Source organism: Rhizobium oryzihabitans (assembly GCF_010669145.1).
GTDB lineage: Bacteria > Pseudomonadota > Alphaproteobacteria > Rhizobiales > Rhizobiaceae > Agrobacterium > Agrobacterium oryzihabitans.
Genome location: NZ_CP048632.1, coordinates 2,737,600 through 2,750,945, shown reverse-complemented (window position 1 = coordinate 2,750,945; position 13,346 = coordinate 2,737,600). Strand labels below are relative to the sequence as shown.

General features: G+C 60.5%; 10 protein-coding genes and 1 pseudogene. 5 read left to right on the top strand and 6 right to left on the bottom strand.

All coding sequences use genetic code 11. From position 1 onward, the window contains the following. Positions 1-59: 59 nt before the first annotated feature. From G3A56_RS13885 to G3A56_RS13865, 5 genes are all read left to right on the top strand, one after another. Entirely contained in the window at positions 60-1,094 is a 1,035-nt protein-coding gene (locus G3A56_RS13885; RefSeq protein WP_035260390.1) for a glutamine synthetase beta-grasp domain-containing protein, read from the top strand. Positions 1,095-1,312: 218 nt separating this feature from the next. Beyond that, positions 1,313-2,083 (top strand): SDR family oxidoreductase, encoded by a 771-nt coding sequence (locus G3A56_RS13880; protein WP_082182822.1) that lies wholly within the window; start codon positions 1,313-1,315, stop codon positions 2,081-2,083. A gap of 31 nt (positions 2,084-2,114) precedes the next feature. Next, positions 2,115-5,510 (top strand): hybrid sensor histidine kinase/response regulator, encoded by a 3,396-nt coding sequence (locus G3A56_RS13875; protein WP_082182823.1) that lies wholly within the window; start codon positions 2,115-2,117, stop codon positions 5,508-5,510. After that, a complete protein-coding gene (locus G3A56_RS13870) occupies positions 5,507-6,433 on the top strand; it encodes a response regulator (protein WP_082182824.1) in 927 nt (308 codons plus the stop codon). Before G3A56_RS13875 ends, G3A56_RS13870 begins: the two co-directional genes overlap by 4 nt. Positions 6,434-6,715: 282 nt before the next feature. Then, positions 6,716-7,252: an AAA family ATPase gene (locus G3A56_RS13865; protein WP_082182825.1), complete on the top strand. Its 537-nt coding sequence runs from the start codon at positions 6,716-6,718 to the stop codon at positions 7,250-7,252. Positions 7,253-7,455: 203 nt separating this feature from the next. Here the strand turns inward: G3A56_RS13865 and G3A56_RS13860 are convergent, their stop codons facing one another. The 6 genes and pseudogenes from G3A56_RS13860 to G3A56_RS13835 form a co-directional block, all read right to left on the bottom strand. Further along, complete coding sequence (locus tag G3A56_RS13860) at positions 7,456-8,574, bottom strand: branched-chain amino acid ABC transporter substrate-binding protein (RefSeq protein ID WP_003491769.1); 1,119 nt, start codon at positions 8,572-8,574, stop codon at positions 7,456-7,458. 119 nt (positions 8,575-8,693) lie between these two features. After that, the gene (locus G3A56_RS13855; RefSeq protein ID WP_003491771.1) at positions 8,694-9,047 is read right to left on the bottom strand and encodes a DUF6867 family protein; all 354 of its coding nucleotides are present in this window, start codon (positions 9,045-9,047) and stop codon (positions 8,694-8,696) included. 167 nt (positions 9,048-9,214) lie between these two features. Further along, positions 9,215-9,943, bottom strand: coding sequence for an ABC transporter ATP-binding protein (locus G3A56_RS13850; protein WP_003491772.1), 729 nt, complete (start codon positions 9,941-9,943; stop codon positions 9,215-9,217). Then, positions 9,943-10,808, bottom strand: a pseudogene (locus tag G3A56_RS13845) (ABC transporter ATP-binding protein). Before G3A56_RS13845 ends, G3A56_RS13850 begins: the two are co-directional and overlap by 1 nt. Further along, positions 10,808-12,205 carry a high-affinity branched-chain amino acid ABC transporter permease LivM gene (livM, locus tag G3A56_RS13840; protein ID WP_082182826.1) on the bottom strand — a complete coding sequence of 466 codons (1,398 nt, stop codon included), beginning with the start codon at positions 12,203-12,205 and terminating at the stop codon, positions 10,808-10,810. The pseudogene G3A56_RS13845 and the gene livM overlap by 1 nt, the downstream one beginning before the upstream one ends. 4 nt (positions 12,206-12,209) lie before the next feature. Then, a complete protein-coding gene (locus tag G3A56_RS13835; RefSeq protein WP_035219954.1) occupies positions 12,210-13,112 on the bottom strand; it encodes a branched-chain amino acid ABC transporter permease in 903 nt (300 codons plus the stop codon). Positions 13,113-13,346: the final 234 nt, after the last annotated feature.

The following is a 13,346-nucleotide window of genomic DNA, read 5'->3' as shown; positions in this document are numbered from 1 at the left end:
GGTGGCGAAAGCCACGGGAGGCCTCAAGGCTTCGCATTGTTACCTATGAGAGGTTCGTAATGACTAAGTTCAAACTCGAGTACATCTGGCTGGACGGATACAAGCCGGTCCCCAACCTGCGCGGCAAGACCCAGATCAAGGAATTCGACGAATTCCCCACACTCGAGCAGCTGCCGCTTTGGGGCTTTGATGGCTCGTCCACGCAGCAGGCCGAAGGCCACTCGTCGGATTGCGTGCTGAAGCCCGTCGCGATCTATCCCGACCCGGCCCGCTCCAACGGTGCACTCGTCATGTGCGAAGTCATGATGCCCGATGGCGTCACCCCGCATGCTTCGAACAGCCGCGCAACCATCCTCGACGACGAGGACGCATGGTTCGGCTTCGAACAGGAGTATTTCTTCTACCAGGACGGCCGCCCGCTCGGCTTCCCGGAACAGGGTTACCCGGCTCCGCAGGGTCCTTATTACACCGGCGTCGGCTTCAAGAATGTCGGTTCGGTTGCCCGCGAAATCGTTGAAGAGCACCTCGACCTCTGCCTCGAAGCCGGCATCAACCACGAAGGCATCAACGCCGAAGTGGCCAAGGGCCAGTGGGAATTCCAGGTATTCGGCAAGGGCTCCAAGCGCGCCGCCGACCAGATCTGGATCGCCCGTTACCTGCTGCTGCGTCTTTGCGAACAGTACGGCATCGACGTCGAATTCCATTGCAAGCCGCTCGGCGATACCGACTGGAACGGTTCGGGCATGCACTGCAACTTCTCCACCAAGTTCATGCGCGAAGTTGGCGGCAAGGAATATTTCGAAGCCCTCATGGCCGCTTTCGCCAAGAACTGGAAAGAGCACATCGACGTTTACGGTCCGGACAACCACCTGCGCCTGACCGGCAAGCACGAAACCGCTCCGTGGAACAAGTTCTCCTACGGCGTTGCCGACCGTGGCGCCTCGATCCGCGTTCCGCATTCCTTCGTTAACAACGGTTACAAGGGTTACCTCGAAGACCGTCGTCCGAACTCGCAGGGCTGCCCTTACCAGATCGCTTCCGTCGTTCTGAAGACGATTGCAGAAGTGCCGCTCGCAAAGTCGGCTGCTGCCTGATAAGCTAAGACATGGCGTCGCCCGCAACCGGGCGACGCCATTTTTCTGTCCACCGAACGGCCGGGCCGGTCAGGCGACCTTTCGCCGAGCGCCGCACACGGCATAGTCTTCCCATACGCAAGCTCAAACAAGCGGCGTGGCTTTGACCAACAGCCTCGGATTTTCCGAAAACCGCACCGTCGTTTTCGGTCCGACGCTCTAAAGCAAGAAGGTGAGCGATGGGCATTCTCCAGAAATTCTCTCTCGAAAACCGCACGGCCATCATCACCGGCAGCGGCCGCGGCCTCGGTTTTGAAATTGCCAGCGCCTTTGCCGAAGCGGGCGCGCATGTGTGGCTGACCGGCCGCAATGCCGAAACGCTGGAACAGGCGACAGATGTGCTGCGCAAGGCTGGCGGCAAGGCCGATTACGCCGCCTTCGATATTGCCGACACGGCAGCCGGCAGCGCCCTTGTTCGCCGTATGATGGACGAGTTCGGCCACCTCGATATCCTCGTCAACAATGTCGGCGCGCGCGACCGCCGCCCGCTTGCCGAATTCAGCGACGAGGACGTGCTGGAATTGATCCGCACCGATCTTACCTCCTCCGTCTCGCTGTCGCGGGATGCCGCGGAGGCCATGAACGCCAATGGCTACGGCCGCATCATCACCATCACCTCCATTCTCGGCCACATCGTCCGGCCGGGGGATGCGATTTATCCCGTCGCCAAACAGGGGCTGACCGGGCTGATGCGGGCGATTGCCGTGGAATATGGCGCGCGCGGCATCACCAGCAACGCCATCGCGCCCGGCATGTTCGCCACCGAAACCAATGCCGCCCTTGCCGAAAATCCTGAGATGGTGGCCTTCGCCAAGCTGCGGGTGCCGCTGGAGCGCTGGGGCCGGCCGGATGAGATCGCCGGTGCTGCCCTGTTTCTGGCGAGCGACGCGGCCTCCTTCGTCAACGGCCATGTGCTGACGGTGGATGGCGGCATGTCGGTGCGGCTGTGAGAGGCCCGTTGCGGAAAGGCGCTAGATAGGCATGGCCGCACGGCAACGCATCATCCCCGTCAGGCGCGAATATAACCGCTGGGTCGCCAACCAGACGCTGGAAGATTATGCGCTGCGCTTCACCGCCAAGAGCGCCCGGCAATTTTCCTCCAACCGCATTTCCCACACCGCCATCGGCGCGATTTCCTTTCTGGCGCTGGAAGCCATCGGCGGCGCCATCACGCTCTCCTACGGCACCACCAACGCCTTTTACGCCATCCTCGTTGCCGCCATCGCCATGCTCGCCGTCGGCCTGCCGATCAGCCGTTACGCCATCCGTCACGGCGTCGATATCGATCTTCTGACGCGCGGCGCGAGCTTCGGTTATATCGGCTCCACCATCACCTCGCTGATCTATGCCGCCTTCACCTTCATGCTCTTCGCCATCGAAGCGTCGATCATGTCCGGCGCGCTGGAACTGGCGCTCGGCATTCCACTGTGGATCGGCTATATCATCTCCGCCGTCATGGTCATTCCGCTCGTCACCCATGGCGTGCGACTCATCAGCCGTTTCCAGATCATCACCCAGCCCTTCTGGATCATCCTCAACGTCCTGCCTTTCGTGTTCATCGCTTTGATGGACTGGGAAAAATACGATCTCTGGCGCGCCTTTGCCGGCATACACCACGCCTCCGGCCCGCCGGGAACGGTCGCGGATTTCAACCTCGTGGAATTCGGCGCGGCCTCCGCCGTCATTCTGGCGCTGATGTCGCAGATCGGCGAACAGGTGGACTTCCTGCGCTTCCTGCCGGCCGAGGGGCAAAGCCGCCTGCGCCATCGCATCGCGGTCTTTCTGGCGGGTGCCGGCTGGGTCGTTGTCGGCGTGCCGAAGCTTCTGGCCGGCTCCTTCCTCGTGGTCTTGACCTTCAGCTCCGGCGTTTCGGTAGATCGCGCCGCCGATCCGGCGCAGATGTATCTCACCGCCTTCGGCTACATGATCCCCAATGAAACCGCGGCCATGCTGCTGATGGTCGCCTTCGTGGTTGTCTCGCAGCTGAAGATCAACGTCATGAACGCCTATGCGGGCTCGCTCGCCTGGTCCAACTTCTTCTCCCGCCTCACCCACAGCCATCCCGGCCGCGTCGTCTGGCTGGTCTTCAACGTGGCGATCGCGCTGCTGTTGATGGAACTCGGCATCTACCGCCTGCTGGAAGAAACGCTCGGCATCTTCTCCATCATCGCCATGGCGTGGCTGTGCACCATCTCCGCCGATCTCTTCATCAACAAGCCGCTCGGCCTCGCCCCGTCCGGCATCGAGTTCAAGCGCGCCCATCTTTACGACATCAATCCCGTCGGCGTCGGCTCCATGGCGCTTTCAGCGACCATCGCGCTGATGGCGCATTTCGGCACCTTCGGGCCGCTCGCCGCATCGCTCGCGCCCTATCTGACGCTGATCGTCGCCTTCATCACCTCGCCGCTGATCGCATGGGGCACGAAGGGCAAATTCTATCTGGCCCGCAAACCGCGTCAGAAATGGCGAGAAGAGAGCAGCATCACCTGTTCCATCTGCGAACACCCTTTCGAGCCGGAGGACATGGCCTGGTGTCCGGCCTATGCCGCGCCGATCTGTTCGCTCTGCTGCTCGCTGGACAGCCGCTGCCATGATATGTGCAAGCCGAAGGCCAAGCTGAACTATCAGGTCGCGACCGTCGCGAAATCCTTCCTGCCGGATCAGCTAGTGGCCAAACTCGCCACCCGGCTCGGACGCTACGGCATGGCGGCGGCGATTGCCGTCACCGCCATTGGCGGCATATTAGCGCTCATCGCCCATCAGGTCGGCACCGCCTCGCCGGCGACGGCAGATGTGGTCAACCGCACCATCCTCATCGTGTTCTTCGTCTTCGCCGTCATCGCCGGCATCGTCTGCTGGTTTCTGGTTCTCGCCCATGACAGCCGGGTGGTGGCGGAGGAGGAATCCTCACGCCAGAACACATTGCTCCTCAAGGAAATCGCAGCCCACAAAAAGACCGACGCCGCCCTTCAGGACGCCAAGGAAACGGCCGAAGCCGCCAACCGCGCCAAGAGCCGTTACGTGGTGGGCCTCAGCCATGAGCTGCGCACGCCGCTTAATGCCGTTCTGGGTTATGCCCAGATCCTCGAACGCGATGAGACCATTCCCCCGCCCCGGCAATCGGCCATCAAGGTCATCCGCCGTTCCGCCGACCATCTCTCCGGCCTGATCGACGGGCTTCTGGATATTTCCAAGATCGAGGCGGGCCGTCTGCAGGTCTATTCCAACGAGATCAACATTCAGGATTTCTTCGACCAGATCGTCGACATGTTCCGCCCGCAGGCGCAGGCCAAGGGGCTGGAATTCCGGCATGAGCGCGCCCATTCCCTGCCGCAATATGTGCGCACGGATGAAAAGCGTCTGCGCCAGATTCTCGTCAACCTGCTCTCAAATGCCATCAAGTTCACCGACGAGGGCAGCGTCACCTTCGATGTCGCCTATCGCAGCCAGGTCGCGAGCTTCACGGTTTCCGATACCGGGCGCGGCATTGCCGAAAAAGATCTTGCCCGCATCTACGAGCCTTTCCAGCGCGGCGAGGCCGAAAGCGTGCGCCCCATGCCGGGCCTCGGCCTAGGGCTCACCATTACGAGGCTTCTCACCAACACGCTCGGCGGCGAGATTTCCGTCTCCAGCGAAAAAGATGAGGGCTCCACCTTTCGCGTCCGCCTCATGCTCTCTGCCGTGCACCGGCCAAGCACGGCACCTGCGGCAGAAAAGACCATCCGCTCCTATTCCGGCCCGCGCCGCACCATCGTGGTGGTTGATGACAACGAGGATCACCGCGAGTTGATGCGGCAGGTGCTTTCGCCGCTCGATTTCGTGGTGCTGACCGCCCAGAGCGGGCCGGACTGCCTGACACTCATCGAAGGCGTGCAGCCCGATCTCTTTCTCATCGATATTTCCATGCCCGGCATGACCGGCTGGCAGCTTGTGACGAAACTGCGTGAAGCCGGCCAGACCGCCCCGCTCATCATGCTCTCGGCCAATATCGGTGACGGAACCGTGGCGGGTGCTGGAGAAGACAACCACAATGACGCCATCGCCAAGCCTGTCGATATCCGCCAGCTTTGCGACAGGCTTGCCGTGCATCTCGGCCTGAAATGGATCTACGAGGCGGATATGCCGCCCCCGCCATCGCCGCCGCCCGTGGCGCAGATCGTCCATCCCGGCGCAATTCACATTCAGGATTTGCAGCGGCTCGGCGAAATAGGCTACATACGCGGCATCGAGGCGAAACTCGCCGATCTTGCCCGCAACACGGAAAATCTGCCCTTCACGCAGGAGCTCGGCATCTATGTGCAGGCCTTCGATCTGGCCGGTTACGCGCATTTTCTCAAACGGTTTGCAGATAGCGACATGGGAGACGGCAAGGCATGAGCGGTCAGGCGGCGGCCCCGAGAGACATCGTATTGCTGGTGGATGACAGCCCGGAAGCTCTCGGGTTTCTTACCGATGCGCTAGAACAGTCCGGCTTCTCCGCCCTCATCGCCACCTCGGGACAGGCCGCGCTCAACATTGCCGAACGCATCACGCCCGATATCATCCTGCTCGACGCCGTCATGCCGGCCATGGACGGTTTCGAGACCTGCCGCCGCCTGAAGGCCAATGCGGCGGTGGCGCAGGTGCCCGTCATCTTCATGACCGGACTGACGGAAACAGAACATGTAGTGCGGGCGCTCGAATCCGGCGGCGTCGATTATCTGACCAAGCCGATCAATATAGATGAACTGCGCGCCCGCATCCGCGTCCATCTCTCCAATGCCCGCTCGGCGCAAAGCGCCCGCGTCGCGCTCGACGCCGCCGGCCGCCACCTGCTCGCCGTGCGCGCCAACGGCGCCATCCACTGGTCGACACCGCAGGCGACGCGCCTCGTCAACGCCGCCACCGGCCGCGACGACGGCATGGAAATCGTCACCAGCCATATTGGCCGCTGGCTCGCAGAACGGGCGGCGGCGGAAACCGGCCGCGACGTGCCGCTGACGATCACCGAGGCCGGGCGGCCTGCCCTGCAGCTATCCTTCCTCGGCGCCATGGGGCCGGATGAATTCCTCTTCCGCCTCACCGCCGCCAATGAGAAATCCGGCGATCACCTGCTGCGCGAGCATTTTTCCCTCACCGCCCGGGAATCGGAAGTGCTGCTGTGGATCGCGAAGGGCAAATCCAACCGCGATATCGGCGATATCCTCGGCCTTTCCGCCAGAACCGTGAACAAGCATCTGGAGCAGATCTATGTGAAGCTCGGGGTGGAAAACCGGGCATCGGCGGCTGTGAAGGCGGCGCATATATTGCATCAGGGGTGACGAGCACATTTAGTGTGGCAAGGTTCAGAAAACATATATTTTCCGCTTGAACGCTAAGCATTGGCTTCTTCGCGGAGCGGTGGCCGCCTGTTTCTTCTCCCCACCGGGGAGAAGGTGGCCCGAAGGGTCGGATGAGGGGGCTAGCTCTCCGCATATCTCGACCCTCGCCCCCTCATCCCGCTGCCGCGACCTTCTCCCCGGCGGGGAGAAGAAAACATGCGGCGATGCCGTAACTCCCAAGATCACCTTATATCCAGCCCAAACCAAACAACGGAGCTTTCCATGGACCGTTTCATCATCCTTTCCGGCTGTTCCGGCGGCGGCAAGTCCACTCTTCTTGCCGAGCTTGCCCGGCGCGGTTTCGCAACCGTCGAGGAACCGGGAAGGCGCATCGTCATTGAGGAAACGAGAAATAACGGCACTGCCCTGCCCTGGGTCGACATCGAAGCCTTCGCCCGCCGGGCAATCGCCATGGCGCTCGAAGACCGGCAAATGGCACCACGAGAAGGCCTCGTCTTTTTCGACCGCGGCCTGATCGACGCCACCTCGGCGCTGCATCACGTCAGCGGCGACAGCTTCATCGAAACGCTGCGGCACGCGCACCGCTATAACCGGCTGGTTTTCCTCACCCCACCCTGGCCGGAAGTTTACCGGGGAGACAGCGAGCGCAAACACGGTTTGGAGGCGGCGGTGGAGGAATATGAACGCCTGCTGCGTGATTACGCCCGGCTGGACTATGAAACGGTGGTGCTGCCGAAAGCTCCGGTTTCGGAGCGCGCCGATATGGTACTGGAGAGGCTGGCGGCGAAAGTGGGCTGAAGCACAGCAACTCAGGCTGCGTGTGTGTGTGTTCTCACACTCGACGTCATCCTCGGGCGTGACCCGAGGATCCATTCCTCGCGCAGCGATAGATCCTCGGGTCAAGCCCGAGGATGACACCAGAAGAGTTCAGCCGCTCACCATAAAAACAAAAAAAGCCCGGCATCGCTGCCGGGCTTCGATAGGCAATTATCCAGTAAGACTCACGTCCCCTGCTGGAAGTAGCTGAACTTGCCGTCCGGGCCCTTCTTCCACTCGTACATGACGTAGCCGGGAAGCTTCGGGTCGCCCTTCTCGTCGAAGGAGATGTCGCCGAGCGCGGTCGGGAAGGTGCCCTTCTTCAGAGCTTCGGCAACCTTTTCCGGCTCAACCGAACCGGCAGCCTTGGCAGCGCCGGCAATCGCCTGCAGGGCGGCGTAGGAGTAGAGGGTGTAGGCTTCCGGGTTGAAGCCGGCGGCCTTGAACTTCTCTACCAGTTCCTTGTTTTCAGGACGCAGCGTCGGATCGGGACCGAAGGTGTTGAGCGTGCCTTCGACAGCGTCGCCGGCGATGGAGGCGAGTTCGTTCGAGACGATGCCGTCACCCGAGATGAGCTTCGCCTTCAGGCCCTGATCGGCCGCCTGGCGGATGATCAGACCGGCTTCCGTGTGCAGGCCGCCCCAGTAGATAACCGTGACGCCAGCTTCCTTCATCTTGGAAATCAGCGCGGAGAAGTCCTTGTCGCCGACATTGACGCCTTCATACATGGCTTCCGTCAGGCCGGCCGCATTGGCTGCCTTCTTGGTTTCATCGGCAAGCCCCTGACCATAGGGGGTCTTGTCGTGAATGATGGCGATCTTGGCGTCCTTGTAGTGGTCGGCCAGATACTTGCCGGCGATGCCGCCCTGCTGGTCGTCACGACCGCAGGTGCGGAAGGTGTTCCACAGGCCGCGCTCGGTGAAAACGGGGTTGGTCGCAGCAGGCGTTACTTCGAGAATGCCGTTTTCGGCATAAACTTCGGAAGCCGGAATGGAAACGCCGGAGTTGAAGTGGCCGACGACGAATTTCACGCCATCAGCAACGAATTTATTGGCAACCGAGATACCCTGCTTGGGGTCGGAAACGTCATCGCCCAGCACGATCTTGATCTGTTCGCCGTTGATGCCGCCGGCAGCGTTGATGTCTTTCGCAGCCTGCTCGGCACCCTTCTGAAGCTGAGCACCGAAAGCAGCGTTCGGGCCGGTCAGCGGGCCGCCGACAGCGATCAGGACATCGGCCCAGGCCGAACCGCTGAAGGCGACCATGGCGGTCAGCGCAACGGCGGAAAGAAGAGACTTCTTCATTACTTTACTCCCAGTTCCTTTGGATGGGTTGGTTACTAGGGCCTGTTCAGTACCCACCTTCACTGAACAGGAAACTGTTCCACTCTAACGAGCATTGTGCAGTCGGACGAATCCGGCTGTCAATCCTTCTTCTTATAGGAGAATGCCGACGTGCGATCGTAAAGCCAATAGTAGTTATTGACCATCTGGTTCGTCCGGCGCATGCGGAAACCGATGCTGGAAAAGACCAGAAGAAGAACGACGTCAAACACATAGTAAAAACCGTTTATGAACGGTCCGTTGAAGAGCGCGTGATGCAGAAACCGCATGACGAGCCCCAATGCCAGCGTGTAGATGACCACACGCGGGTAACCACCCCAGCCATCGGCGACGGATTTTCCCGCGCGCCAGGCGGTCCAGAAACCCAGAAGAACAACCAGTGCGCGCAGAATATAACGCACGCCGCTATCGGTCTCGAAAAAAAGGCCCTGCATCTCTTTCCCCATCAGTGCCGGGCGCGATGCGCCAGCCCTGCCTTGTCTGTCGTCCCGCCGTTTTCCCGGAGGGCATTTTATTGTTTACATCCCGCCGCTTGCCAGAAGGCCGGCGGGATGCCGTTTGCAATCTTGCGCCGCAAAATTTTCGGCGCAAGTAAAATCTTTCAGTGCCGGCCGCCTTCCAGATAGGCGGCGCGTACCTGCGGATCGGCCAGCAGCTCCCTGCCCGAACCGCTCATCGTCACCTTGCCGTTGACCATCACATAGGCGCGGTCGGAAAGCTTGAGCGCGGCAAAGGCGTTCTGCTCCACGAGGAAGACCGTCAGCCCCTCCTCCTGGTTGAGTTTTTTGATCGCTTCGAAGATGCCCTTGACGATCAGCGGTGCGAGACCCAGCGACGGTTCATCGAGAAGCAGAAGCTTCGGCCTTGCCATCAGCGCGCGGCCAATGGAGAGCATCTGCTGCTCGCCGCCGGAAAGCGTGCCGCCACGCTGGCTCTGGCGCTCTTTCAGCCGCGGGAACATGACGAAGATTTTCTCGACGTCCTCTTTGAAATATTTGAGGTTGTCGAGATTGGCGCCCATCTGCAGGTTTTCCAGCACCGTCATGCGCGGGAAAATCCGGCGGCCTTCAGGCGACTGGGCAATGCGTTTGCGGGCGATCAGATGGGTCGGTAGACGGGTAATATCCTCGCCGTCGAAAGTCACCTGGCCGACACGCGCCTGCGGGCTGCCGCAGATGGTCATCATCAGCGTCGACTTGCCGGCGCCGTTGGCACCGATCAGGCTGACGATCTCACCCTTGTTGACTTCGACATCGACACCCGCCAGAGCGCGGATATTGCCATAATAGGTTTCGACACCCTGAACTTTAAGAAGCGGTTCACCAGACATCAGGCCGCTCCTCCGTCGAGTTCTTCCGCAATCACGTCTTCCACTTCATCATCCTCGACACCCAGATAGGCGGCGATGACCTTGGGTCGTTCTTCACATGGTCCGGCGAACCGTCGGAAATCTTCTGGCCATATTCGAGAACCACGACATGGTCCGAAATCTGCATCACCACCGACATGTCGTGCTCGATCAGAAGCAGAGACGTCCCCTCGTCGCGGATGCCCCGCAGCAGCGCGTTGAGCGCCAGCGATTCCTTGGGGTTGAGACCCGCCGCCGGTTCGTCGAGGCAGAGAAGTTCCGGCCCCGTGCACATGGCGCGGGCGATTTCCAGACGGCGCTGCGCGCCATAGGGCAGGTCGCCGGCCGGATCGTCGGCGCGGTCGGTGAGGTCAGCCTTGTCCAGCCAGTATTTGGCTTTCTCGATCGAACTGTTGACCGCCTTTTTGTAGGCCGGCAGGCCAAGAAGGCCGAGAATGGTGTAACCCGACGCCTTCATCAGCGCATTGTGCTGCGCCACGAGAAGGTTTTCCAGAACCGTCAGACCCGAGAACAGGCGGATGTTCTGGAAGGTACGCGCCACCTTCGCCTTCTTGGTGATCTCGAAATCCGGCAGGCGCTCCAGAAGATGCGCCTCGCCATTTTGCTGACGCATGGTGATCATGCCCATCGTCGGCTTGTAGAAGCCGGTGATGCAGTTGAAAACCGTGGTCTTTCCGGCACCGTTGGGGCCGATAAGCGCCGTGATCTCGCCGCGCTTCGCCTCGAAGGAGAAGTCGTTGATGGCCATCAGGCCGCCGAAGCGCATCGAGAGATGTTCGACCTTGAGGATCGTATCATTTGCCATTGTTGTCGTTCCGGAAGCCATCAACCGTGACCTTCCTTGGTAAAGCTGCCGGAGACGGCCTTGCGTTCTTTCAGGAAGGCCGTGGGTTCACGCGAGCCGACGAAACCGCGCGGCTTGAACAGCATGACGATGACCATGGCGAGACCGAACAGCAGCATGCGATAAAGTTCCGGCGTGAAATCGGGCCCGAAGACATGCTTCAGGAATTCCATTTCACGCAGCGCCTCGGTGCCGCCGACCATGACCAGCGCCGCAATGGCGATGCCGGTAAGCGACCCCATGCCGCCGAGAACGACGATGGCGAGGATGACGGCCGATTCCAGGAAGACGAAGCTTTCCGGTGACACGAAACCCTGACGCGCGGCGAAGAACGAGCCGGCGAAACCGCCGAACATGGCGCCCGTCGCAAAGGCGGTGAGCTTGGTGATGACGGTATCGATGCCGAGCGAACGGCAGGCGATCTCATCCTCACGCAGCGCTTCCCATGCACGGCCGATCGGCATGCGGCGCAGCTTGATGGTGACGTAGGCCGTCAGCATGCACAGAAGCAGGATCACGTAGAACAGGAAGATCTTGTAATAGGCGGACGACATCGACAGGCCGAAGGCCTTGGCGAAATTGTTCGGCGCGCCGACATCGAAGGACCAGATGCCGAAGACGGACGCCTTGGCGATGCCGGAAATGCCGAAGGTGCCCTTGGTCACATCCGTCCAGTTCAGGAGCACGAGACGGATGATCTCACCGAAGGCGAGCGTGACGATCGCCAGATAGTCGCCGCGAAGCCGCAGGACCGGGAAGCCGAGAATGATGCCCCAGAAACCCGCAAGAATGCCGGCAACCGGCAGAAGCACCCAGAAGGACAGGCCGAAATGGCTGGAGAGCAGCGCATAGGAATAGGCGCCGACCGCATAAAAGGCCACGTAACCGAGATCGAGCAGGCCGGCGAGGCCGACGACAATATTGAGGCCCCAGGCCAGCATCACGTAGATCAGGATCTGGATGCCGAAATTGTCGACGAATTTCAGAGAACCCTGAAAGCCGAACAATTGCACGGCGATCACAGGATAAAGCAGCAGCAAAACCAGCGCCAGCTTCAGGAAATGCTTGTGAAAAAAGCCTTTTTCCTCGGAAATTTCCAGAATGCCGCTTTTGGCCTTGGCGAGCTTGCGGCGATCCAGCGACGGCTTGATGAAGCCCACCATCAGGAAACGGCCGACGGCGGCAACACCCACGAAGACCGCCAGCAGGCCCCAGCGGGTGCCCCAGATGAGCTGGTTGTTGATGTCCTGATAGGTGACGATGCCGACGTAGAGAATGAACATGCCGAGCGAGACGATGCCCGCAAAGATGCCTTCCTTCACCGCCGTTGCCATCAGGCTCGGGTTGGAAGTGTCGTGTTCGGAAGCGATATTGGTCATGGTTTCACACCTTCTCGACTTCCGGACGACCGAGAATGCCGGTCGGCTTGAAGATCAGCACGAAAGCCAGGATGCCGAATGCCGCGACGTCCTTGTAGGCGATGGAGAAATAGGCCGACCAGAGCGACTCGATGAGCCCGATCAGCAGACCGCCGAGAACAGCGCCCGGAAGCGAGCCGATACCACCGAGAACGGCCGCCGTGAACGCCTTGACGCCCGGAATGAAGCCGTCATTGAACGAGGCGACGCCGTAATACATCAGATACATCGTGCCTGCGACCGAAGCGAGCGCCGCACCCATGATGAAGGTGATGGAGATCGTCTTGTCGACATCAACGCCCAGAAGCGCCGCCATCTTGCGGTCCTGTTCGGTGGCGCGCTGCGCCCGCCCGAGCGGTGTCTTGTTGACGATGTACCAGAAGGCGAAGAGCAGCACGGATGTCACCACCATGATGATGAGCTGCTTCAGCGAAACGGTGATCGCCCCGAGATGGTAGCTTTCCGTCACCAGCGACGGGATCGGCTTGTTGCGTGGACCCTGCGTGACCTGGATGAAGTTGGACAGCGCGATCGACATGCCGATGGCGGTGATCAGCGGCGCCAGGCGGAACGAGCCGCGCAGAGGCCGGTAGGCGACGCGCTCGATGACCCAGTTCCACAATCCGGTCATCAGCATGGCGATGACCATCATCAAAAGCAGAAGAAGCGCCACCGGAATGCCGGCGACAAAAGATGTCACGACCAGAAAAACAATCAGCGCGGCGAAACCGCCAAGCATGAAAATATCGCCATGGGCGAAGTTGATCATGCCGATGATGCCGTAGACCATCGTATAGCCAATTGCGATGAGGCCGTAGATCGATCCAAGAGTCAGCCCGTTGATGAGCTGCTGGATAAAATACTCCATGTCTTTCCCCTGGGCATGACCTCTGATGAGCCACGCCTCGTTATGTTAATTATAGGGGAGCCCTCGCAAGCTTACCCCCAACACCAAAATGCATATCGTGTTCGTTAAAAATGTGAAGTCAAAAACGGGCGATCCTGCACAAAATTTGGAATTTCCACACCAGTTGCCCTTTTCCCGATCAAAAGAGCCATGATTTCGGCAGGAAGTGCTAAAAAAACGGCGACGGAATGCCTA

Excerpts from the sequence above, each read along its gene's own strand:
- G3A56_RS13850 (WP_003491772.1), bottom strand. The coding sequence starts at position 9,943 with ATGTCTGGTGAACCGCTTCTTAAAGTTCAGGGTGTCGAAACCTATTAT.
- G3A56_RS13880 (WP_082182822.1), top strand. The coding sequence starts at position 1,313 with ATGGGCATTCTCCAGAAATTCTCTCTCGAAAACCGCACGGCCATCATC.
- G3A56_RS13885 (WP_035260390.1), top strand. The coding sequence starts at position 60 with ATGACTAAGTTCAAACTCGAGTACATCTGGCTGGACGGATACAAGCCG.
- G3A56_RS13855 (WP_003491771.1), bottom strand. The coding sequence starts at position 9,047 with ATGCAGGGCCTTTTTTTCGAGACCGATAGCGGCGTGCGTTATATTCTG.
- G3A56_RS13875 (WP_082182823.1), top strand. The coding sequence starts at position 2,115 with ATGGCCGCACGGCAACGCATCATCCCCGTCAGGCGCGAATATAACCGC.
- G3A56_RS13870 (WP_082182824.1), top strand. The coding sequence starts at position 5,507 with ATGAGCGGTCAGGCGGCGGCCCCGAGAGACATCGTATTGCTGGTGGAT.
- G3A56_RS13865 (WP_082182825.1), top strand. The coding sequence starts at position 6,716 with ATGGACCGTTTCATCATCCTTTCCGGCTGTTCCGGCGGCGGCAAGTCC.
- G3A56_RS13860 (WP_003491769.1), bottom strand. The coding sequence starts at position 8,574 with ATGAAGAAGTCTCTTCTTTCCGCCGTTGCGCTGACCGCCATGGTCGCC.
- livM (WP_082182826.1), bottom strand. The coding sequence starts at position 12,205 with ATGACCAATATCGCTTCCGAACACGACACTTCCAACCCGAGCCTGATG.
- G3A56_RS13835 (WP_035219954.1), bottom strand. The coding sequence starts at position 13,112 with ATGGAGTATTTTATCCAGCAGCTCATCAACGGGCTGACTCTTGGATCG.